The organism is Paenibacillus sp. 01T424 (assembly GCF_056398745.1).
Window position 1 is genome coordinate 124,436 of the sequence record NZ_JBFTPZ010000001.1, and the last position, 22,975, is coordinate 147,410.

The following is a 22,975-nucleotide window of genomic DNA, read 5'->3' on the forward strand; positions in this document are numbered from 1 at the left end:
CACTCCTTCGACAAACTGCGCTTGAGCGCCATCGAATCAATTGTCGAAGCTGCAATGAGCGCCCCCTCGTCTCCTTCGTCCGCTCATTCTCTATTTATTGCTGCGATGGAATGATTGATATCGCCATTCCCGGCGCTAGAGAAAGCTCCAGCAACCCTCCCACAATTCGTTGACCAAGTTGCGCTTCCGATAATCCTTCAGCCGTAATTCGGTAGATATCAACGGCAGCTACTTCGTTCCAATCAGGCGGAAGCGACCAAGCCTTCTTCGAGTAACCACTCTTGCTGAATGCGATTAATTCCGGTTGCTCTTGCCATAAAGCAGGGAACAGCACGTCGTCTCCTACGCGCAGCGGCTTGCTGTCTCGACGAACGGAGTGATCCGCTAGATGAACGGAATGCCCTCCCGAATAATGAACGACCCTGTTATCGCCCTCGCCCTCTATCCGAATGCGATCAAGCGAATTCAAATACTGGTATTGAAGCATTCTTGTACAGATCTGCTCCATGAAGATATCGTGCCAATCCTCGCGTGAAACTTCGTTGTCAAGATCCCAGAATACATCCTCACCATGCACGCCCGCGCCGAACAAGAACTCCAGATCATGTCTGCGCGGAATGCCCGGTATAGAGTAATCTCGAATAGCAGCTCCGCTCAGCAGCTTGGCGGGTCTCTCCAGAAAATGCTTCTCCTGGTTCTGATCAAACCACCAGCACCACGGTTGCAATCCGATGAACGGATCGTTGCGATGATGGGCGAAATTTTCGCTTGTCACATCAATCCCGCGACTTCTGAAATAGCGGATTGTCCGGCGCATGTAGGAGGACTCCTCCTCCTGGGAGACGCCTCGGAAAACATTTGCTCTCGGAAAATAAGCGTCCAGGTGTACCGTGCCGGCCTTATCAAGCTCCAACAGCGAGATCAACTTCTCGATTCGCTGGACGATTATCCCGCTCTCCCATTCCTTCTTATAAAAAATTTGATAGGCAGCCATATTATTATAGTTACCGATTTGCAGCAAAGAACCATCTTCGTTACGCGAAATCAGATCATGCTCCATGTAAAGATCCCAATGCGGGCTATTATCGTAGGCGTCCGTCATATTGACATGAACGCTAACTGTTGTGTTATAACGTTTGGCTGCTTCCGCCAACCACAAATAGCTGTCCCTCGCAGTCGAATCCTGCGGCCTCTTCAAATGGACATTCACCTCATCCCAGGCAGGGTATCTGTCATCGTGACCATTATACTGCCATCCGACCAAATAAATGATTTTCGGAATGCCTCTGGTAAGTCGATCGATGTCCACAATATATCGAAGCGCCTGTTCAAACGTACAAAACACCTTCGACCCGCCTTTACCGTCCGGAATCGCCATGCCCAGCTTCATCGTGAGCGTCTGACTATAATCGAAATTGTAAGGGCTCTCCGGTTGCATCGTTGCTTGCCAATCGTAATATTCCCCCGGAATGGATCTCCACACTTCATTAGTATCTATTGAGTTAGTCATTCTGGCCTCTTCCTTTCTGTAATGAAGAAACCTGACAGCGCCACACATCGACGCTGTCAGGCTTCGCATTTCTTTTTACTTGGATACTTGAGCGTTCATCATATCCACGATCGATTGATAATCGCCAATATCCGAAAGCTCCTTCTTAAATGCATCCCATTCGGAGAGATTTCTCTCGCCAAGCAGGAATTTATAAATATTTTCGTCCAAATACGTTTGTACCGCGGTCATGATTTGCGCTTTCTTCGCTTCGTCATCTTTGCTCAGACGAACGACCGGCGCTTGTTCATACGGAGCAATGGACGTTTCCGAACTTGTGAATTTTCCCATTCCCTCTTGAGGACGCATCTCCTCGAATTGGCCCTTGGCGAAAAATTGCACTTTTTTATAAGCGATATAGTCAGTAGAATAATTTTGCGGGGCGAAGACGAAACCTTGACGCGTTGTACCATCGCCATTTAAGTCTTTCTTCTCTTGCCAGTCTCCGTTTTTGTTGATGAATTCCTTTTTACCTTCGACCACTTGGTAGGTTTTCCCTTCAACGCCCCAATGCATCAAATCAATCATTTCATCCGAATACTGATAATCGAGCATCTTGACGATAAGTTCCGGATATTTCGTGTTTTTGGAGACCATGACGCCGTAGTTGGCATAGATGGTATGACCCAAGAGGGCCGGCCCCAACACCCACTGATCGCCGTACTTTTCGTTTTTCGGATTGACCGCTGCTCCCCATGAGACGCCTTGATCCGGAACGGAATATTGCTCCCACCAACCTGCCCACGCCAACGGAAGCATGAAGGACTTGCCGGTTGTTACTTTCGCCTTCAATTGATCTTGAGACTGGCTCAGGAACTCGGGATCGAGCAGCTTCTCGTCGTACAATTTGCGAATATACATTAAACCTTCTTTGAAAGACTCCTCAGTCGGTCCGTATACGTATTTCTCGCCGTTCCAGTAAATATCGCTTTTCGTATGGTTCGAGAGAGCTAACGCGTCTATGAATTTTGGCCATTCCTGCGAATTGACCGGATAGGAATCCGGATACAGCTCTTTCAGCTTAACGGCCGCATCGTAGAATTCATCCCAGTTTTCCGGAACTTTGATATTATGTTTCTGGAAAACATCGAACCGGTATAACGCTGGGTATGCGGAACCCGCTAACCCCGTATCGTTCCGGAATCCATCCCCGAAGAAAAACATTTTGCCTTCCGGTGTATACATACTCTTGTCCGAGAACTTTGTAGACTCCAAATAAGCTTTATAGTTTGGAGCGTACTCGTCCAGGTAAGGCGCAATGTCCAAGAGGGACCCTTGGTTGCCGAATTGGAACATGACTTCGGCATCCTTCACACCCGACATAATGTCCGGTGTATCGCCGCTGGCCAGCGTCAATTTTATTTTCTCCGGATAGTCGTCACTGTTCACATAGATCCATTTAATATCAAGCTTTTTGCCGATATGCGCTTCCATCTTTTCCTTCCAGAGCTTATAGAGCTCGGTATCCTTCGGATCGTCCCCGAAGCTGGACATGTAAGCGTTAATCTTGATCGTTTCCTCAGCCGGTTCAGATGGCTTGGATGTCTCACCGGAATTGCTGTTGTTTGTTTGCTCTGACGGTTTGTTGTCTCCTTTGCTGCAGCCAGCAAACACGAGTGTCGCAACGAGCAGAAAACTAAGCACTAGAACCATTTTTTTCTTCAAAGCATAACCCCTCCATGAATTGTATTTGTTAATCTATGTTTAATTTCAGATCAACCGCTGTTAGCCTTTCACCGAACCGATCATCATTCCGGACACAAAATGCTTCTGCAATAGCGGGTAGACGAACAGAATCGGTAATATCGTGACGATGATAGACGCCATCCTAATGTTTTTGGTATTCAGATTGTACGTCTCGAGGAATCGTTGCAACCCGCCTGAACTCGTATCATCCTTCAGTTCGATTACCATCCTGCGCAAGAGCAACTGGATGGGATGGCTGCTTTCGTCATTGAGAAAGATCATTGGTTCAAACCACATGTTCCAGAACATGACTGCACCGAATAGCGCAAATGTCGCCAGCAGCGGCTTGGATAATGGCATATATATGCGAAACAGAATGCCGAGATCATTCGCTCCATCAAGGTAAGCGGATTCCCGCAACTCCTTGGGGATATCTTGGAAGAAAGTACGGAAAATGATGATATTGAATGCGCTCATTGCAACTGGCAGCACGATCGCCCATATCGTATTGAACAAATGCAAATCCCTGATAAGAAGGAAGTGCGGAATAAGTCCCCCACTAAATACCATCGTTATGATCACGTAAAAGACCAACGGTTTACGAAATACGAATTCGTTGATTGCTAACGGGTAGGCGAATAAGGAGGTCAGCAGCAATTGAAGAAAAGTGCCGATGACTAAGAACTCAATCGTATTCATATAAGCATTCAAGATGTTTTTATCCTGTAAAATGAATTTGTAGCTGTTAAAGTCAAATCCTCGCGGATACCAAGTAATCTTGCCCTGAGCAACTAAGGTGGGATCGCTAATCGAAACAGCAAACGTATTTAATAGCGGATAAAGCATAACAACACATAGCACGATCATAATCGTGTAATTAATAATATCGAAAGCTTTAGACCCAAGCCCTTCATTATATACTTTCAATGTATCCCCCCCCTTACCATAAACTGTTTTCAGATACTTTCTTGGAAAAGTAATTCGCAAATACAATTAAAACAAGACTGATCACGGAGAGCATCAAACCGACCGCAGCGCCATATTCAAACTGTCCGCCTTGCACGCCTACCCGATAGACGTAAGTTTCGATAACGTCCGCCGTTTCGTAAATTTTCGGATTGTACATGAGAAGCACTTTTTGAAAATCCGTGCTTAGAATACTTCCTAGCTTCAGAATGAGCATGACCGCTGTCGCGGGGATAATTGCCGGCCATGTGACGTATCTCAGTCTCTGCCAACGATTCGCGCCGTCTATGACCGCTGCTTCGTGTTGCGCCGGATCGACACCGGTAAGCGCTGCCAAATAGATGATGGCTCCATAGCCCAATTCCTGCCATATACCCGCACTAATGTAAATCGGCCGGAAAGCTTCCGATATATACAGCAGCGTCCTTGGTTCCGCCCCAAACCAAAACAGAATTTTATTGACGATCCCCTCTACTGAAGTAAATTCATGAACGAAACCGACAACGATTACCGCGGATAGAAAATGCGGGAAATAAGTAATCGTCTGCACAGCCCGCTTAAAAAATTTGTTGCGAAGTTCATTCAATAATAAAGCGAATAGGATTGGAGCCGGAAAACTGAAAATCAAAGAATAAAAAGCAAGCAATAGCGAGTTTTTAGTAATCCTCCAACTCATCGGACTATCAAAAAACGCCTTAAAATGGTCGAAGCCGACCCAAGGACTTCTTAAGAAGCCCAACGATGCGTCATAACTTTTGAAAGCGATTGTAATTCCATACATGGGTAAATACTTGAAAACTAGAATAACCAGAAAACCAGGCAGCACCATTAGGATCAAGTAGCGCTGCTTCCAACATTTTCGCAGAAAGCTTTGTTTTTTTGTGAGTTGTAGATTGTGCGCAAGCTGTTGATTCTGCAAATTTCACCCCTCCAGTACACATATACATAATGACAATAAAATGTAAGCCCTTTCGAAATGCAGCTGATCATCTCACCAAGCCCACATCGTTCTTGGTGACCTCAGCATACGGGAGATGATGAATTTTAAGCAATTATCAACTATTAATATCGTTTGAATAATTTCATTTCGATAGAAAATTGATTGTATGTGAAAGAACGAAAATCGCTCCTGGTTACGAAATATGGGAGTGTCATTTATTAATGTGCTGTTCAATATTTCAGCTGCGCATGACAGCCAAGAATTATCCCCTTATAATGATGGAAAGCGCAACCTGCTTTATGCAAGCGGTTACAAAATAAAGATTAGAAACTGATCTACCTTATAGAAAGAAAAAAGGGAGGTTCCCAACTTGAACAGATTATTCCGAACTGTTTCCACTCGATATCACAGAAGCAGCGTTCTGTTTAAGCTGCTCATCGTCAACATGATTTTTATCATTCTGCTCACCACACTGCTTGGGTTCAACTACTCGTATTTGAAAACAAACGTCAAGGAACAAGTTGTGCGAACGAATGAAGGCTTCCTGAAGCAATTGTCCGGTGACTTGTCTGGTGAATGGTTGGAGATTCGCAACATGATTTACAATTTCAGCGTTAGCTTGGATACGAAACTCCTGTCCAACAATCCCAAAAATTCACGGTCTTATTACCCCACGTTAATGTCATACAAAAACAAAATAACGCAATCGAATCTGCAACTTCCGTTCCGGGCGCAGATCTCCACTTACTTCCCGAATCAGGACTTGGTGATCAGCAGTGACGGAACCCGTAGTTTGAGCGTCTTCTATACGAATCTGGATGTTAAAAACGGTGGTGAAACCTGCCGTTGCCTGCTGCAAAACGAATTGGAACAACTGTATAATTTCCGCAATACTATCGTGTTCTCATACCGGCTATTCCCGGAAGGCTATATATTCGTACAAATCGCCAAAGCCGAGCTGCTCGCTTATCTGAACAATCAGACAATGTTGCTTGATAACGTTATCGTGATAAGCGATAGGGAAAATCAACTTTTTGTAAGTACAGCGACGCTTGATCCAGCAATCGCCGAGCAACGGCTTCCTGAGCTAAAAGGTCCGCTCATCATTAATGGAAATAAATATACGCCTATTTCTCAAACAGATCCATTGTTCACTTACACCGTTTTGTTCTCGGAAAGCCAGATGCAGGAAAAGCTTAAAAAGGCCAACGGGTACACCTTCGTCTTGTTTGCCCTTTTCTTCGCCGTTAATTTGGGATTTCTGTTCGTCAACTGGTCCATGTTCAGGCCGCTAAGGCTCATGGCGAGAACATTCAATCAATGGACGACGGGCCCTGCTACGAAAAATGAATTCGCGATTCTCTCGGATACGTTCAAGGAACTAAATTCCGCCACAGTCTCCATGAAACAGGAGATCACGGAGCAAGCCGACATCTTGGAGCATAACGCGCTGCTTCGGCTGTCAACGGACGAGAATTATACGATGAAGCCCCACATAAACCGGATGCTGTCCGTGAAGTATGATTCCTATGCCATACTCACCGTCATTGAAGAAAGCAGCCAAGGCCAATCCGTTGCCTTGTATGCTCCCTTACTGGAAGCGGCGTTAAGTCAATCCCGACCGTACATTCGACTGCATGCCCATAGCGATAAATCTATATTTATCACAAGCTGCTCCGATACGAACGCATTGGAAGCTCTGGTTTCCCGCGTCTTTGATAGCTGTTCTGATCCGGTAGACAACATGCTTGTATTTTGCGGTATCAGCTCCGTTCATACGCGACTAGAGGACATCGGGAAAGCGCTTCGTGAATCGACTGACGCGATTGACAAGCATGTCCCTAATCTAGCCCATTTAAAGAGCGTCATTCTCTATCAAGATCGGAACAGCGATCAAGCGGCGGTTATCCACTTGTCCATCGATAAGGAGCAAGAACTTGTCAACTATACCCTCAAAGGAAATACGGAGACGCTACAGCAATTTTTCGATAAAACGATACAAAAGACGTTCAAAAATTTAACATTTGAACAGTTCCGGAACATGCTTCGTTACCTCCACGACCTGCTGCTTGTCATCATGAACAGTAAGAAGATCAGCGTCGAAGAGGTGTGGGACGTTCCGCCGGCATTTTCGCATACGTACCATCTCCAGTATTTATTCCGGCAAATCCAAGAGGGATATTTTCTCGTGGCCAAGCGATCCGCCCTGCCGATTACGCCTCTTCTGGAGCAGATAAACCAATATATTGACAAGCATTATGCCAATCCGGATTTATCGTTAACGCTAATTGCCGATCATCTGGCTATCACTCACGTGTATTTATCGACATACTTTAAGAAGCACTCCGGCTACAACTTAAACTACTACATGCACCTTGTTCGCATCCAAGCTGCAATCCGCCTTATCCAATCTCATCCGAATATGACCATGAAGGATATCGCGGAACAAGTCGGATACTCGAATGCCGGAACGTTCATCCGGCATTTCAAGAAAATCTCCGGAACGACGCCCACGCAGCATGTCAGGTTACAGCAGGAATAGAAATAAACAGGATACGATACTAGTAAGGAGGCCGTTGCTTTGAACGGCCTCCTTACTGTGTCTATCCGGCACTGCCGGGCCCTTAAGTTTCGAAGGTTATGATCCTGTCTACTCCCGCTCCGAACCGGGTAAAGCGCAATTCTCCCTTCGCGTAATCAATGCTGATGAGATCGAACGCCGTTTCAGTCACCGTACCGACCGTCCTTTCGGGGCTTTCGTCATAATTTCTGTAGCTGACCGCGTTAAGCGTAGATATCATCGGAACATCGTCATGATACAGCACCTGATCGATATGAACGTGTCCGAACAGGCAAGCGACGACGTGTTTACGGTTTGTTTTGATGATTTTCCAAATCTTCTCACCGTTCTCAACCTCTCCGTCGACGTACCCTTTAACCCCACGTTGAATAATAGGCAGATGCGAGAAAATGACAACTTTCCAGTTTTCGCTTTCCGGTACACCGGTAAAATCGAACACCCTATGTTCGAACCAATCGACCTGCCTGTCCGAGAAGGCGTATTCCCATTGCCCGTTTTGCTGCAGCATCCCGTCCGCTTTTATTTTGTAGAGAATATCGATGCTGTTCAACATTGCGATCCTCGTCTTTTTGTCCGGGATATCATAGTAGTAATAGAGGCCGCATTCGTTTCCCTTATCGAATGTTACCGTGCCTTCCAACGGTTTAAGCCAATTCTCGTAAGATTCAATCGGAAAGATCACATGCTCTACGCTTCCGGTTTTTCGATAGAAGTCATGTATGGAATTATCGTCGTGGTTGCCTTTCACCGGTAACAAGGGACACTCCGGTACCCGAAGCGCGTTAAGAATTTCTCTTTGCGATTGCACGACCTCCTCTTTCGGGCCGTTCTCGCTGAAATCTCCGCCGCACACGATCGCATCAAGTGGAAGCAATTGCGCCAATCGCCTAATGGCCGCTGCGGCTTGTAGCTGATTGCCTCCCGGCATATGATGCGGATCCGTATAGAAAAGCAATCGTACGATCGCATCTCCCTGATCTTTTGTTGCCTTTTGGGCCACTACCGAAAGCTCGGAACGGAAATACTCTGGAATTTCTATGTCCTGATTAAGGCGGTTCACTCGACTGCCTCCTTGAACAAGCCTGCGAGAACTTGGCCTGACCAGGTGTTCGGTGCCTCTAAACCGAGCGCTTTTACGACGACAGCAGCAGTATCTTCTATGCGAATCGGCCTCGCCTCGGTAGGGGTGGATACGTTCGGGCCTGCGCAGCCCCAGAAAATTGTCACGTCCTTCGGATGATCGCTGCCGTGATTCAACGGATCCTCGCCGCCCCCGCCATGATCCGCAAGAAATATAATTAGGCTTTCCTCCAACAAGTCCTGTTTCCGAAGAAGATCGAGAATGTTGCCCACCAATTCGTCTGTCTCTTCAATGACTTCCAAGTATAGCGGCGACCCATAACCGAAGTTATGTCCTGCCCCATCGATTCCGTCGAATTGGATGAACATGACCTTGAAGTCCGAATGCTTTTCGGCAAAGTCGGCTACTTCTCGAACCAGATGCTTATCGGCATGGACGTTTGCAATATACGTCGCAACCCCCTCTTCAATAATTCCGTCATTAATAGGCTTCCATGCGCTGAACGAGGCGATTACAGCAGACGGATCTGCTTCCTTGACGAGTCTCATAAAAGAAGGATAAGGTGAATCGGCTGGATACTTGTTCTTCTCGGCTCTTTCGTTCGTCAAGCCATGCAGCTCAGGCTTTACCCCATGAAACATAGATCCCCAACACTCCCCGCTAATGGTCGGAATCACTGTTTGGGCAGCGTAAGTAATAAATCCGCCGTCCAATGCTTGATCGATATTCGGAGTACGTGCTTGATCGATCATATTTCCGGCGCCATCCAAGCCGATAACAATTACTCTCTTCGTTAATTCCTTCACGTTAATCAGCTCCTTTATTTGTTATCCGCTCATTCCAACTACAATAATACCGGCTGTTATCGCGGAAGCTGTCACAAGTCTTCTGAACCCGCTTTTTTCTTTTAGTATCCATATTCCCAGCAAAGTAGCCATGACCGTACCCACTTCCCTAATCGGAGCCAGGTGGGACACCGGTGCTAATTCCATCGCAACGAGGAACAAGAAATAAGAGCCCGGCATCAGGATTGATCCGAGCAGGATCATTCGTTTGTTTCTTTGCCACTCGCCCGTTAACACTTGTACGTTCAGCATCGTTCGACTATTTCCTAGCATAAAACCAAAGTTGGAAACCGAAATCAGAATCAAAGGTGACACGTATTGCAAAGTCATTTTATCAATGAGCACGTAAGAAGTAATACATAACCCTACTCCCACAGCGGTCAATATAGGCTTCATCTGGAAAGGTTGACCTGCTGAGGGGACCCTCTTCCATTCACTTAGTCCCAAGATACCAATAAATATAATACTGACACCAATCCATCCCCATAAAGATAATCGCTCGCCCATAAATATGACGCTAATCAAAGGAATAAGCAGCACTCCCGTACCACGCTGAATCGGATAAACCTGCGACAAATCACCTAACGCGTACACTTTGGATAACATCCATGCATAGGTCGCTTGTGCTGTCATGGACATCAACAATAGAACATAAACCTCCGGCGGATAGCTCCTGCTCACCAATTGTGTCAGTAATAAGGGAATAAGCAGCACATTCGCCGCAATGACAATGAGGGAGAGATAGGCTTGCTTATGCTTACTTTTCTTAGTGAATAGATTCCATAGAGCATTCATTGTGCCTGACACGAGAACCAACGATACAGCGATCCACAACATACCCAAACCTTCTTTGCGATTTATTGCCTAAACAAGATAGCGACGGTCTAATCCGCATTCATGTTTTGAAGCTAAGAAAAACGTTTCCACGCTCTGCCTCGAAACGAATGCACAATGTCAACAACCAGCCTTCTTCGCAAGCGCTGTCGTCGATCGTAATCGCGAGTCCGATCCCAGAATGCTCCTCAAGCGTGTACGAAGCCGGCACCTTTATCCAGTAGTGCTCTGTCATGCCTCTCGCCCCGCACAGCTCGAGCCGCAAGCGGTTATTGTCCCAGCATTCGTCGAGCACGCTAACCGCATCCATGCTAACGTGGCGGGAAGAACCGATTAATTGTGGTCGGTTTTCGGCTTTACTTAACCCGACAATTTGGCAAGCCCCAAGCTCTAATGGATCTAACGCGATTGCTACAGAAAACTTGCCCATATAGCTTTGCTTCCAGAAATCGAATGCATGATATGCGTCACTCGGATCCAATGCCAATGCTTCAAGCTCCAGTTCAACCTCAGTTAGCGGAACAATCGCGAATCGGCCAGCTACGCACCAGCGGCGAAATGGCAGGTCGAAATGAATGGCCCAGAGCGATGCCGTCACATACGATTCCCGCATCCCGTCGTTCAAACCCAATATCGCATACGCATACTCTTCCCTCGTCTGACTAGCATTGTGCTGCGGAAGAAATAAGTCCAATGGAAAAGTCATATCCAATGGGCCGGTTTCACCTGTCATCGTCGGCAGCGAAGGGATGCAGCGCTGAATGGAGCGAATCCTTTCGCTATCGTACAGGTCTGTATTATCGCTAATAATCATCAAGCCGCCTGTTAGCGATACGAGCGAAAGAAGCGTTTGCCCCCAGTCTTTCTCTGTTCGCACGCAAATGTAATCAGGATCGTTCAAGAACAAAATTCGCTGCGTATGATACCACCTTGCTGTCTCCACCATTTGCTTGCAAATCGCTGTCCAGCTCGCATTGGAATCCCCTGCAATTCTACAAGCATCGACGATTCCGACCGCTTCTGTTAACACGCCCCAGCATGCTAGGAAATATGCATCCTCCCCGAGCTGCTCTCGCGCACATTGGAGATAAGCTCGCAAGCTGCGAGATGCCTCTTCGCTCGTAATACATCCTTCATGGACAGCCTTGTGCAAGCCTTCGTATAGATAGTGACGAATTTGATCTGTTTTGAAATAGCTATAGCCTATTTCCTTCAATCCCTTGTACAGTGGCGCAACCTGCTCTGCAAACGTTTCTGGCACTGCCTTGATCACGTATTCAATCCATTGTCCATATAGCGGATCGCCGTTGATATCCCGCTCGAAACGGTCGCGATGCGCAGCGACAAACTCAGGATTCGTGACCATCGCGCTCGTCCATATGCCCGCCTGAAAATCTCGCCCCACGATGCTGGAAATTATACCATCATGTCCGTCTGGAAAGCGTGCGTTCGTCTGTAGCCAAGCGTCAGCAACGATGCCATCTCTCTCTGGCGGAATAGCCTCACGCTGAAACCCGTCATCAATCTGCATGTGAGTCAGACCATAAGGCTTGAAGTGCGTTTCCAAAAACGAAGCCGTACGTTCAATATCTTCCCCGGTTACCTGCTGTGCGAATGCCTCCCATGAACTCCAGCCGGTAATCGGCTGCAATTGCGGACGCCATTGCCAAGGCTTATGGTACTCGTAATGAAGATGCATCCGGTAATAGTGCATTCGTAAATTGACGATCCAAGGCTGTAAGCCACCTTCTATTTCGAGTTCAGCTTGCCAGTTCCCATCTTCATTCTGCTCTAAGCGCGATTTTGTCCACTTCCATCCTGCTCCGTGCCAATCGATCAATAAATCCTGTAGAACATCGTACAAGCCATTAACCCCAGAGAGCAGCGGTTTGCCTACCTGTCCAAGTATGGCTTGCCCTCTCACAGCACGATTCGGCCTCATGTTTATCGCTTCTTTACTCAAATAAACCATGACTTTGACCGCAGCTGGTTTATCCAATGCCAAGTAGAGCTGCTGGACCAACGGGCTGCTTTGGATATTGCCGTTCGATACTTCCCGATAATACGGCTTTATCCCCTCTGGAATGCTCATCGACAGTAAGCGACTGCCGTTATAATCGTAATTCAGTGACCGAGTGCTGGCATCCCAGCTTTGCGATGCATGTGCAACGGGGGGTTCCTTGCCTGATATTACGCTCATCCAACGACCTCCATATACGATTGATTTCCCCATACTGTCATGCTAATCAAGAGCATATTCAGACACAACATTCATAATTTAATCTGGCACTCGAAAATGCATAAGCACGATATTCAATTATTCATATTCCTTTCAAATTTTTAACCGAACAACCCTATAGCACCATTTTTTCGTAATGATCTTAATAAAGCGATATAGTTGATTCCCCCTTTAAGTGATAGATTAAGGGGCATCACCATCTATTTTAGAAAGGAACAGTGATATGACCATCCAAAATACGGAGCAGTTATTCATGATGGAAAACAACGGCATGAAGGTTTCGCTAGACAAGAGAAGTCTAATTCTGCGCGTGGATACAGGAGACACCACGTGGGAAACCGTTCCCGAGGCCGCGAGTATGGCATTAGGATTCGAGGATACTGGTCGAGTTCAAATCCCTCTTAGTCAGGCTGAGAACAAAAGTTTCTCACCGATCGTGTCGGGCTACTTCCAAGGCGTCCGCATCCAGCTTAATCATTCTTCCGAAGACGGGATTGCCAGCGGGATTCAAACGGTTGTTACCGTTCTGATGAACACGCATCACGGCGAACTCGTGTTTGAAGTGCTTGAAGTTAGCGAATGTAAAGACGTATGCGAAGTCGTCTGGCCTGGTACTTTCCAATTCGCCAGTGCTCGCGAGAGTGATTATACGGTCGTGCCGGCCATGCAAGGCTACTTAATTCCGGGAAATTGGCCGCAGCCTATCCGTAGATATCATCAAGGAATCATGTTCAGCAGGGATGCCTATATGCCGTGGTGGGGGCAGGTTAAAGATGGGAATGGCTATCTATCCATCATCGACACGCCGGAAGACGCACGATTGTCCATAGAGCATATTCCACTTGTGCACACGCATGCAGAAGTCGTATGGATTCATTCGCTTGAGCGCTTCAGCGCTGCGCGGAGACTACGTATCCGCTTCGCGAAAGATATGAGCTATGTCGTAATGGCTAAGCTGTATCGCCAATATGTACGCAGCCTAGGAAAATTACGCACATTAACAGAGAAGCAAGTGCAGAATCCACAACTATCTGCATTAATTGGCTCGGCCATCGTACACACGAGCGTGCATACTCGCATTGCACCGAACTCTTATTATTTTGATAAGGAAAATCCCGAGCTGAACGACTATGCCGTATCCTTCGAAGAGCGGGCCCGACAGCTCACAGCGCTCAAACAAAAATATGCCGGTAAGCTCTATGTCCACGTGGATGGGTGGGGGCTTAATGGCTACGACAATCTTCATCCTGACGTCCTCCCGCCAACCCCTAAAGGTGGCGGATGGGAAGGATTCCGAAAGCTTCAAGAGGTTTGCCGAGCGGAACAGATTCTACTTGCGCTGCACGACAATTACCGCGACTACTATCACGATGCCGCTTCCTACGACCCTAATCTGACGATTAAGGATAGGAAAGGAAAGCAGGAATTTTCTGACTACTGGGCAGGAGGCGCCCATAGCTGGCTTTGTACAAGTTTGTCCAAAGGCTATGTTGAGCGCAATCACGATCTGCTGCAAGAAAACGGTATCCACCCGAATGGCGTTTACATCGATGTTTTCGCCGTAGTGCCTGGGGATGAATGCTATGATCCGGGGCATCGGATGACCAGAACAGAATGCTTGGCTTACCGTGCCTCCTGTTTTGAGGAAATCCGCTCTAGAGGGATGCTGGTCAGCTCGGAGGAGCCCGCAGATTGGGCATTACCTGCGCTGGATCTCGTCCATCATGCTCCCTATGCGCTTGATCCGGACCCTGGAGGCGGTAAAAGCATCGGCGTTTCAACCCCTTTATTTTCCCTTGTCTATCATGATGCGATCATTGTACCTTGGTCTTTGAATAGAGGAGACTGGGGAATCCCAGAGACCGATCTCGGATCACTTCATGGTTTGTTGAATGCCGGCGTCCCTTATCTGTCGATCCAACCTGCAGAGAAAGAGATTCCGATCGTCCGGACGCTAGCTAGGCTTCATCAGCTTGTAGGGGTTCTTGAGATGATGAGTCACGAATTTATTGAAGGAAGTAATTGGCGCAAACAACGCAGCACGTACGCAGACGGTACAATCGTCGAGATTGATCTAGACAAGGATAGTTATACGATCATTCCGGCTAATGAGGAGCCGTTCTCATCAGTAGAACTTCAATAGGCCGATTAACGCCAAGCCGAGCCGTAACTAATAACCTCTCTTTCAATTTCAGATTGACATTCCCGGTATCCACCCTTTAAGATTAAACTGACTAGTCAGTACAATTCTAAATAAGGGAGGAATTCATATGAAAAACATGACAACAAAAGGCTCTCGTTTCATTGATGCTCAAGGACGCCAAGTCATTCTTCACGGCATAAGCATGGTTTGTAAGGAGAACGAAAAAGGATATATCGATGATTGGACACAGACGGATTTTCTAAAATTAAAACAATGGGGATTCAACGTCATCCGGCTGGGAATTATCTGGGACGGAATCGAACCGTCGCCAGGACAATTCAATTGCCAATATATAGATAACGTCCAGAAGATGATACGGTTGGCCGATCAATTCGGCCTGTACGTCATTCTCGATATGCACCAAGATTTGTATAGCTCGCTATACGCGGACGGCGCCCCTGCATGGGCTACATTGACCGACAACCATGAGTATGCCCGAACCGATCTCTGGAGCGATGCCTATCTGTTCGACCGGGCAGTTCAAACCGCATTCGATCACTTCTGGAACAACACCCCTGCTTCCGATGGCGTCGGCTTACAGGACCATTACGTTTCGGCTTGGCGTTTCGTTGTCGAAAGGCTTCGCGACGAGCCTAATCTCATCGGATACGATATGATGAATGAACCCTTCATCGGCTCCAAAGTCGGGGAAATGGTTCAAGGCATGTTTGCTGCATACGGAGAACAGGCAGCAAAACTAACGGGACAGCTCCCCCCTAACATGGAAGAGCTACTGAACACATGGCTCGATCCCGAGAAGAAGCTGCAGGCACTAAGTTTGCTGGATTCCATCGATGTTTATCGCCAAGTCATGCATGCGACTGCACCCGCGCAGGTCATTTTCGAACGGGATGTGCTCTCTCCCTTTTTCCAGAAGACGGGTCAAGCCATTCGCGAAGCAGATCCTGACCGAATTCTGTTTCTTGAAACGAATTACTTTTCTAATCTAGGAGTGACCAGTTCGATCCAACCAGTCGTCGGGGCAAACGGCCAACTAGATGATCAGCAGGCGTATGCGCCGCATGGCTACGATTTGGTTACAGATTCCGATTACGTGCACGTTGCTAATAGCCGTCGTGTTGACTTAATTTTCGACAATCACGCACAAACCCAGAACAGGCTGAACATGCCGATGGTCATCGGGGAATGGGGAGCTTACGGCGAATCCCATCTGGCGGAACAAGCGTGTCTTGACGTTCAGAAAAACTTTGAACGATTGTTATGCGGTGATATTTACTGGTGTTATTTGTACCCAGAGATGGATCAGTTCAGCTCCTTTAACGGAGTGTGCCGCGGCTTTCCTGCAGCCGTCGCCGGGAAAATCTTGAGCTACTCCTATGATCGCAATCACAACCGTTTCGAGATGGAGTGGGATGAGGATGCCGGTGTCGACGTACCGACGAGAATCTATTTTCCGGATATCAAAGCCATGCAGTCCGCAGACTTGATGCTAACCTCCGCTGAGAGTGGATATGAATGGTCAGGCTTAGAAGGATCGTCAGCGGGTTATCTTTGCTTGCAGCACTCAGGTGGAGGAAGAAGGACGCTTAGAATCGGTTAATTCCCCGACATATGGTATACTCTAGGGAAAATCAATACCTAGGAAGGGACCGATAGTAAGGTGAGCAGAAATAAAATTATCGATGCCGCAATCAAACTTTTTTCCGAATTCGGTTATCACAAGACGAGCATGGACGATATTGCCAAAGAAGCCAACGTAGCTAAGGGCACGCTTTACTATCATTTCTCGGGCAAAGGGGAGCTGTTCGAGAGAATCGTGACGGACGGACTTCAAATGCTGATGGAGAAAATCGAGGACGTGCTGCAGGAAGACGAGACTGCCGATAAGCAAATCCGGAAAATCGTTAGCAAGCATATCGAGTTGTTTTTACAATACGGTGAGCTTATTCATATTATCTCTAACGAGATTACGAACGGAATCGAGCCAGATATATTGGAGCGGATCGGTGTAATCAAGCAGAATTATATCGTCTTCTTGTCTGGAGTCCTCCGCCAGGGGCATAATGACGGGGAATTAAACAAACTGAACTTCGAGCTCGCAGCTGCCTGCTTACTCGGTATGTTAGAAAGTGCGAGTATCTATGTGGTCAAGCATTCGGAAGCTGTCACAAGCGAGCATTTGCATGAGACGATCAATGCTTTCGTGCTTCCGGCGCTATTGAGAAAATATTAAGCTTCGCTTTGTTAAGAGGAGACTAAGAGAGTTGACGGTATCTCTTTCATTTTGTAATCGAGACGCAATTTCCCTATCATCTTCTCTTCATTTTCAAAGATTAAGTTACATTCGTGAGCCCTTTTGAAATATAAACTTGAGGCTTGCAGCCCTTTGCCGCAATCCTCTCCATATTGTAGAGGACCTCACGTTTTTTAAAAACGTGAGGTTTCTTTTTTTGTTTTTGGGGTCTCGAGGAGAGGCAATAGGTTGTTACACCATGAGCGATTGTTCCGTCGCATTCCACAACCCTCGCAAACGGCAGAACCTGTTCGTATCCAGGTTGATTGAGTCCAATTTCCCGCAGACTTTTGCGAATAAACATACTCCTGTCTCGAATACGGAGTCCAATGAACAGCTTTTGCGACTTGTTCCGGGTAATCCCGAATCACCTTGAACATCCTCTCAGCCATGCTCCACTTGCTGCCGGGACAGTGCAATATTCTCGGCGCTCCCATTAGGCAGCACCTCCTCCCTAGTCAATTTTCAATCCTGACTTTTATTCACTTCTATCAATCATGCAGATTGTGCTATAATTCCAAAAAAGGGGCGTTATCATTGAGTGGTTTCTTAATCGTTGTCATTATTTTTGCAGTGTTATTTGGTTTTTTCAAAAAGAAGAAGAAGTGATTCAATATTCAGCGAATGTTCGTCAGAACAGCCTCATTTGCCCGCCCGCTGAACCAGCGGTCACCTCGTTTATCCAAAGGAATTCGGTCTCGATTTGCCCAGCTTCATCCAATGCTTGCCGCTCTTCTTTATACCAATGAGACAACGTTAACAGCTGTCAACTAAGCCTATAATACATAAAGGCTCTGCCACAGGTATTTACTCCCGGCAGAGCCTTCAATCTTTTTGTTAGATTCCTATGGCTTCATATCACCCATATGTAAGAGAAAGTGAGCCGACCAGCCTAGATCGTCCTGTCTGAATAAGCCCGTAGTGATCCTCTTCACGATACTGGATGATGTTTCATCGTTCTTCTCCTTTCTTGTTTTTTTAACATCTTCTACCCTACTCGCGCGATTGCCAGTTCCATAGCTGTACTTCACCAACCCTTATGTCTCTGACCCATGGCTCCTCACGCAGCTTTAGCAGCTCTTTGACCGGGCCGGTAATAACAGCTCCATACAGCATTACACCATTTTTTTCAACATAATCAATTGTGTGATCTAACTCTAGAAAAGGAGCTACTTTGGTTGAAATACCTTTATTTTTCTGTAGCATGTATAAGGTTTTCTTGAAGTAGCCATTCCTCTTTTCCCCGTCTCCATAGGATTCGAGTGATGGATAAGATCCACCACTGGACACCACTTTTCCGAACCACCCTGTCTTTTCTTCCGAGTAGAAGTCCACCGTCATATCATCAGATTGCCAGATCGGATAGTAAGGAAAACCCACTGGATTTGTAATGGCTCCGCCGCTATCAACTTGCTTCGGATCAAGACCGGTATCCACCGCGAACCAGACTGGCTCCATGTTCTTATGCTCGAATTGCTTTAATAGCTCATCTGTCGAGAATAACCGGTCCAATGATAGATAAGCTTCTGCCACAGTTCCCTCTGGGAGCTTCTCGAGCTTTACCCACTCATTATGGTTAAAGCGCTCCTCTTCCCGGCGGTTAGTCTCCTGCTGTTCGCTTTGATTTGCTGGTTTATAATCGGGATGATAAAAAATACTATTGCCCCCTATCATGTTTCCCTGCCAAGTAATCTGCGGAGCCGAGGCTAGATTCAACAGAAACCGCATCGAAAAATCTGCTACAGCAATCTCTTCGTCACCAACTCTTTTATTCAGCTTACCTGTAAAGTCCATTGTAAAAAAAGCATTGCCTGTTCCATTCATATTGACCTTCAGATTGGGGTGGGAAACAGCGACTGCTGACTCCACAACATCCCGGTAAGCCTTCATCCGGTCCGGCGTGCCGCTCCCGTAAAATACACCAGTAATAATCATACTAATCACAGTCAGCACTAGTAGGACGGATAGTACCGTAAAGACATTCATCACCCGCGCCTTCCATTTGCCACGTCGGATAATAACGGCTTCTTTCAATGAAGGTATGCGATTACGCGTCGTCTGTCCATCCTCCCCCTCACGGGAAAGCTTCTGGTCTGACTGTGTCACAACTTCCTCCAAATAAGCTTGATAAACCTCCATCTTCTCCATTTCACGCTCTACTTCCTCACGCTCTTCATCAGTGAGCTTGCCTTCAGCATAATCCTGTAACTTCCGTTTGAAATCCTCACTCATTCTGATCCCTCCTCCTTTCTACCCTGTCCCCGTACCGCTTGCCGTGCTCGAAACAGCAAAATCTTCACATGTGATAATCGGATATCCATAATGTCTGCAGCCTCCTGATACGTAAGCTGGTTAAAATCAATGAGCAGCATCGCCTGCTGCTGATTTTCCGGCAATCCGGATAAAGACCGCCCGATTTCGTTCCAACGCTCCTGACGCAACAGTTCATCCTCCGGGGTATGATGATCTGCAAGACGCTGAAAATAATCAGGGGTCTGCAGTGTTGTGCGGCTCTCCTTGCGCTTGTAATCTACATAAGCATTATAGGCAACCCGGAATAACCATGGCTTGATCTTCTCGTCTTGACAATTTTCCAAGTAAAGATATGCCCGGTAAAAGGTCTCCTGCATCAAATCTTCTGCCGTATGATGGTCGTAGCAGAGGGAGCGCAAGTAGCGATAGACATCCTGCACATAAAGCTGGTAAATATCATCCAGATGGTTTCCCTTCATTTTCTCCCCCCTGCCCTAATCACGAATCAGACGAACTAAAGTTACAGTTTACAGTCAAAAAAACGGAAGTCGTCCAACTATTCAATTAATGACTCTGGATATAAAAAAGCCATCTTAGCCTCGTTAACATTGCTAAAATGGCTTATTATTTGCATTCTAATTTCATTCCTCAGATATAAAGCGTTTGGGATAAACGGGAACAATTTTATAAATTTCTTGCCTCGGCAACCAATCCGTACTTTGTGCATTAATTACTTTTACATAATCTGTGAATTCAGGATCTTTAACATCAAGAAGAACACCCTCATAGGTAACTGTTGAGTCTAACTCTACAACGACTACATGTCCAATAAAATCATCGATCCGCATTAAGCCGCCCTCCTTATTTTAAGCAGTTCGACAAGATCAAAAACTATCCTTCAAAGATTGTTGCCTATTTTTTTTACTATATATCATCCCGAAGTCATTAGGCGCAAAATTCGCAAGCATGTTCTAATCAGTAACCTCAACGGAGACCCGAGCAACATAACTATCCGAATCCATCTCTGAGAAGTAGTTGAGCAAATCCATTACGTACACATTCCCGCATACTTTCAATCCTTTGCGCTCAATGTATTTTTTAATAATAGAGCAAGCCTCTGAAATACTCTCGTAAGAGCCTTTATGGTCCATAACAACATAAAAGCCCTTGGGCTTGATTAGCATTCTGCCTCCCAAAATCGGCGCTTTAATCCTATTAGCTACATGGCTCCAAGAAAAGGTGCTGGATTCATAACTTTCTTTGCTTATAAGCGCCCAGATCGGAAATTCGTGATTGATAAAATGTTTTTCACAATAATTGCGATGTTCACTTAACTTAACAGCAAATTCCTCTTCGTCCCCTTGTTCGAGCGGCGTCGCGATTAAATACTCCATTTCACATTCTTCTATAGAAGGATTGTCCCGCAACGTCTCCATCGATGTCTTCGTCATTTGAGTGGCATTTTGCAAAATATCTTGCATCCGTTTAATTCGAAGCAGCTCTGATTCCAATTCACGATGCTTTTGATTAAACAACTCGATGAGACTCGAAGTGTTCCGGTTCTGGATAAAACCTTTGATTTCCTGAAGAGAGCTCCCAGCCTTCTTAAGCACATTAATAATATCCAAAATATAGGATTGGCGATGAGAATAATAGCGATATCCATTTACATGAATAAATTCAGGCTTTAAGAGCCCGATCTCGTCATAGTGAAGAAGGGTATGTTTTGTAACTCCGCTTATGCTCGCCAGTTTGCTGATCGTGAGATAACGACCGTTAATATCGGACATGTTGTATATTCCTCCGAGTCTGAAAATCTCATAAACCGATACATGGATTACCGCTAAATTTTACCTAACGAAATTGGCTTTGACAATAGGGTAACCCTGTAGTTTAGAGTTAATTCAGAAGGTTATTAGATTAGTTTGACGTGGAGGGGAAAGAAAGATGTATCGTTTCAATCGTTGGATCGTTCTGGCAGTTGTCTCAAGCGCTCTTTTGCTCATAGTAATGGATGCGACGATTCTTTATACGGCTATGCCAAGCTTAACTTACGACCTAGGTGCTTCGGCATCGGAAAAATTATGGATTCTGAACGGTTATTCGCTTGTTATGGCAGGTCTGCTCCCGGCGATGGGGGCACTCGGAGATCGTTACGGCCATAAAAAAATATTCGCCCTTGGATTGCTCGTATTTACGGCAACTTCTCTCCTAGCCGCTTTTGCTCCAACTCCATCTGTGTTGGTAGTAGGACGGATACTCCTTGCTGTTGGGGCATCCATGATGATGCCTGCTACATTATCCATCATCAGAGTCACATTTACCGACCCGCGTGAGCTCGGACTTGCGATCGGCATTTGGGGTTCCATTGCTTCTGGAGGGGCTGGAATTGGTCCCCTTGTAGGCGGATTGCTTATGGAGCATTTTTGGTGGGGTGCCGCCTTTTTGATCAATGTTCCAATCGCGATCTTAGCGTTTGTTTTGACGCTGGTATATGTTCCGAAGCATGAAGGCAATAAGAATACGAAGTGGGATCTTACCGGCTCCATTCAGATCATGATTTCCATGGTGGCGATTGTTTTTGCTATTAAAGAATTTGCAAAGCGCGAAGGGTCCCCCATGCTTGCTGCTATTGCCGCCGTTATCGGGATCGTGGCAATGATTATCTTTATTCGTCGTCAGCTCAAAAGCCCAAACCCAATGCTCGACCTGTCACTCTTTAAAATATCTCCCTTTATGACAGGTTGTATTACAGCTTTAGTCGGTCTATTTGGACAGCTCGGAGTTCAGTATATTGTGACTCAGCGACTTCAATTAGTGGTAGAAATGAGTCCACTGCAAGCTGGTCTGATCACGCTAAGCGTACCGGCGGCGGCTCTTATTGCAGGTCCGCTGATCGGTAAGATACTGCATCGCTATAATGTGATATATATCAAAGGCCTCGCTCTTCTGATTGCCGCTTTGGGAACGATGATTTATGTCTTTCAATTTAATTCCGGCCTTGCTGGACAAATGATTGGACTAGCACTCCTCGGAGCAGGCTTGGGAGCAGGAATGACGGCAGCTTCTCACTCGATCATGAGTTATGCACCACCTGAAAAAGCGGGGATGGCGGCTTCAATTGAGGAAGTGGCCTATGAAGTCGGCGGGGCGTCCGGAATTGCAATCATCGGAAGCATTTCTGGTCTAGTGTATACGCTCGCTATGAATATCCCCGAGGGATTTCAGGTTCCTGCCAATGTAAAAGACAGTCTGGACGAAGCGCTGTTGGTTGCCGATGGGCTGCCTGTTCAGGCATCCGAAGCGTTGAAAGCGGCTGGGCGCTTAGCTTTTGATCAATCTTTTTTCGCCATACTGCTGGGGTTATCCGTATTTTTTGCAATAACCTCATTAGTTATATTATGGATAGGAAATAGATCAAAACAAAGTCATTCAGAAAAACGTTCAGAACAACCATGAAAGTGCTAAATTAAGAAGTTTGAAGGGATTATATTGCGGAGCAATCAAGATACATTACATTCCTACAAGCAAAAACCCCGACCTC

At 46.4% G+C, this 22,975-nt stretch carries 18 protein-coding genes; 5 read left to right on the forward strand and 13 right to left on the reverse strand.

Features of this window, described 5'->3' with window-relative positions:
- Positions 1–94: 94 nt before the first annotated feature.
- From AC1DPK_RS00455 to AC1DPK_RS00470, 4 genes are all read right to left on the reverse strand, one after another.
- On the reverse strand, positions 95–1,510 hold the full coding sequence (locus tag AC1DPK_RS00455) for an endo-alpha-N-acetylgalactosaminidase family protein (protein WP_477508912.1): 1,416 nt from the start codon (positions 1,508–1,510) through the stop codon (positions 95–97).
- Positions 1,511–1,585: 75 nt separating this feature from the next.
- Positions 1,586–3,214, reverse strand: a complete 1,629-nt coding sequence (locus AC1DPK_RS00460) for an extracellular solute-binding protein (protein WP_477508913.1) — start codon at positions 3,212–3,214, stop codon at positions 1,586–1,588.
- A 60-nt stretch (positions 3,215–3,274) separates the two neighbouring features.
- Complete coding sequence (locus AC1DPK_RS00465) at positions 3,275–4,162, reverse strand: carbohydrate ABC transporter permease (RefSeq protein WP_477508914.1); 888 nt, start codon at positions 4,160–4,162, stop codon at positions 3,275–3,277.
- 13 nt (positions 4,163–4,175) lie between these two features.
- Entirely contained in the window at positions 4,176–5,120 is a 945-nt protein-coding gene (locus AC1DPK_RS00470) for an ABC transporter permease (RefSeq protein WP_477508915.1), read from the reverse strand.
- Positions 5,121–5,511: 391 nt separating this feature from the next.
- Here AC1DPK_RS00470 and AC1DPK_RS00475 point away from each other — a divergent pair, with 391 nt between their 5' ends.
- Positions 5,512–7,683 (forward strand): helix-turn-helix domain-containing protein, encoded by a 2,172-nt coding sequence (locus AC1DPK_RS00475; protein ID WP_477508916.1) that lies wholly within the window; start codon positions 5,512–5,514, stop codon positions 7,681–7,683.
- A gap of 82 nt (positions 7,684–7,765) precedes the next feature.
- Here the strand turns inward: AC1DPK_RS00475 and AC1DPK_RS00480 are convergent, their stop codons facing one another.
- The 4 genes from AC1DPK_RS00480 to AC1DPK_RS00495 are packed head-to-tail and all read right to left on the reverse strand — an operon-like array spanning position 7,766 to position 12,682.
- Positions 7,766–8,782, reverse strand: a complete 1,017-nt coding sequence (locus AC1DPK_RS00480; RefSeq protein WP_477508917.1) for a metallophosphoesterase family protein — start codon at positions 8,780–8,782, stop codon at positions 7,766–7,768.
- Positions 8,779–9,609, reverse strand: coding sequence for an alkaline phosphatase family protein (locus AC1DPK_RS00485; RefSeq protein ID WP_477508918.1), 831 nt, complete (start codon positions 9,607–9,609; stop codon positions 8,779–8,781). The genes AC1DPK_RS00480 and AC1DPK_RS00485 overlap by 4 nt, the downstream gene beginning before the upstream one ends.
- Positions 9,610–9,630: 21 nt before the next feature.
- Entirely contained in the window at positions 9,631–10,485 is an 855-nt protein-coding gene (locus tag AC1DPK_RS00490) for an EamA family transporter (protein WP_477508919.1), read from the reverse strand.
- Positions 10,486–10,543: 58 nt separating this feature from the next.
- Positions 10,544–12,682: an alpha-amylase family protein gene (locus AC1DPK_RS00495; RefSeq protein WP_477508920.1), complete on the reverse strand. Its 2,139-nt coding sequence runs from the start codon at positions 12,680–12,682 to the stop codon at positions 10,544–10,546.
- Positions 12,683–12,944: 262 nt separating this feature from the next.
- Here AC1DPK_RS00495 and AC1DPK_RS00500 point away from each other — a divergent pair, with 262 nt between their 5' ends.
- From AC1DPK_RS00500 to AC1DPK_RS00510, 3 genes are all read left to right on the forward strand, one after another.
- Positions 12,945–14,864, forward strand: a complete 1,920-nt coding sequence (locus AC1DPK_RS00500; RefSeq protein ID WP_477508921.1) for a DUF6259 domain-containing protein — start codon at positions 12,945–12,947, stop codon at positions 14,862–14,864.
- Between the two features lie 127 nt (positions 14,865–14,991).
- On the forward strand, positions 14,992–16,485 hold the full coding sequence (locus AC1DPK_RS00505; RefSeq protein WP_477508922.1) for a cellulase family glycosylhydrolase: 1,494 nt from the start codon (positions 14,992–14,994) through the stop codon (positions 16,483–16,485).
- 60 nt (positions 16,486–16,545) lie between these two features.
- The gene (locus tag AC1DPK_RS00510; protein ID WP_477508923.1) at positions 16,546–17,118 is read left to right on the forward strand and encodes a TetR/AcrR family transcriptional regulator; all 573 of its coding nucleotides are present in this window, start codon (positions 16,546–16,548) and stop codon (positions 17,116–17,118) included.
- 691 nt (positions 17,119–17,809) lie between these two features.
- Here the strand turns inward: AC1DPK_RS00510 and AC1DPK_RS00515 are convergent.
- From AC1DPK_RS00515 to AC1DPK_RS00535, 5 genes are all read right to left on the reverse strand, one after another.
- Positions 17,810–17,932, reverse strand: a complete 123-nt coding sequence (locus AC1DPK_RS00515) for a hypothetical protein (RefSeq protein ID WP_477508924.1) — start codon at positions 17,930–17,932, stop codon at positions 17,810–17,812.
- Between the two features lie 239 nt (positions 17,933–18,171).
- Complete coding sequence (locus AC1DPK_RS00520) at positions 18,172–19,410, reverse strand: anti-sigma factor (RefSeq protein WP_477508925.1); 1,239 nt, start codon at positions 19,408–19,410, stop codon at positions 18,172–18,174.
- Positions 19,407–19,910 carry a sigma-70 family RNA polymerase sigma factor gene (locus AC1DPK_RS00525; RefSeq protein WP_477508926.1) on the reverse strand — a complete coding sequence of 168 codons (504 nt, stop codon included), beginning with the start codon at positions 19,908–19,910 and terminating at the stop codon, positions 19,407–19,409. Before AC1DPK_RS00525 ends, AC1DPK_RS00520 begins: the two co-directional genes overlap by 4 nt.
- A gap of 162 nt (positions 19,911–20,072) precedes the next feature.
- Complete coding sequence (locus AC1DPK_RS00530; protein ID WP_076267682.1) at positions 20,073–20,279, reverse strand: hypothetical protein; 207 nt, start codon at positions 20,277–20,279, stop codon at positions 20,073–20,075.
- A gap of 123 nt (positions 20,280–20,402) precedes the next feature.
- Positions 20,403–21,221, reverse strand: a complete 819-nt coding sequence (locus AC1DPK_RS00535; RefSeq protein WP_477508927.1) for a MerR family transcriptional regulator — start codon at positions 21,219–21,221, stop codon at positions 20,403–20,405.
- A gap of 157 nt (positions 21,222–21,378) precedes the next feature.
- Here AC1DPK_RS00535 and AC1DPK_RS00540 point away from each other — a divergent pair, with 157 nt between their 5' ends.
- Positions 21,379–22,890 (forward strand): MFS transporter, encoded by a 1,512-nt coding sequence (locus AC1DPK_RS00540; RefSeq protein ID WP_477508928.1) that lies wholly within the window; start codon positions 21,379–21,381, stop codon positions 22,888–22,890.
- Positions 22,891–22,975 lie beyond the last annotated feature (85 nt).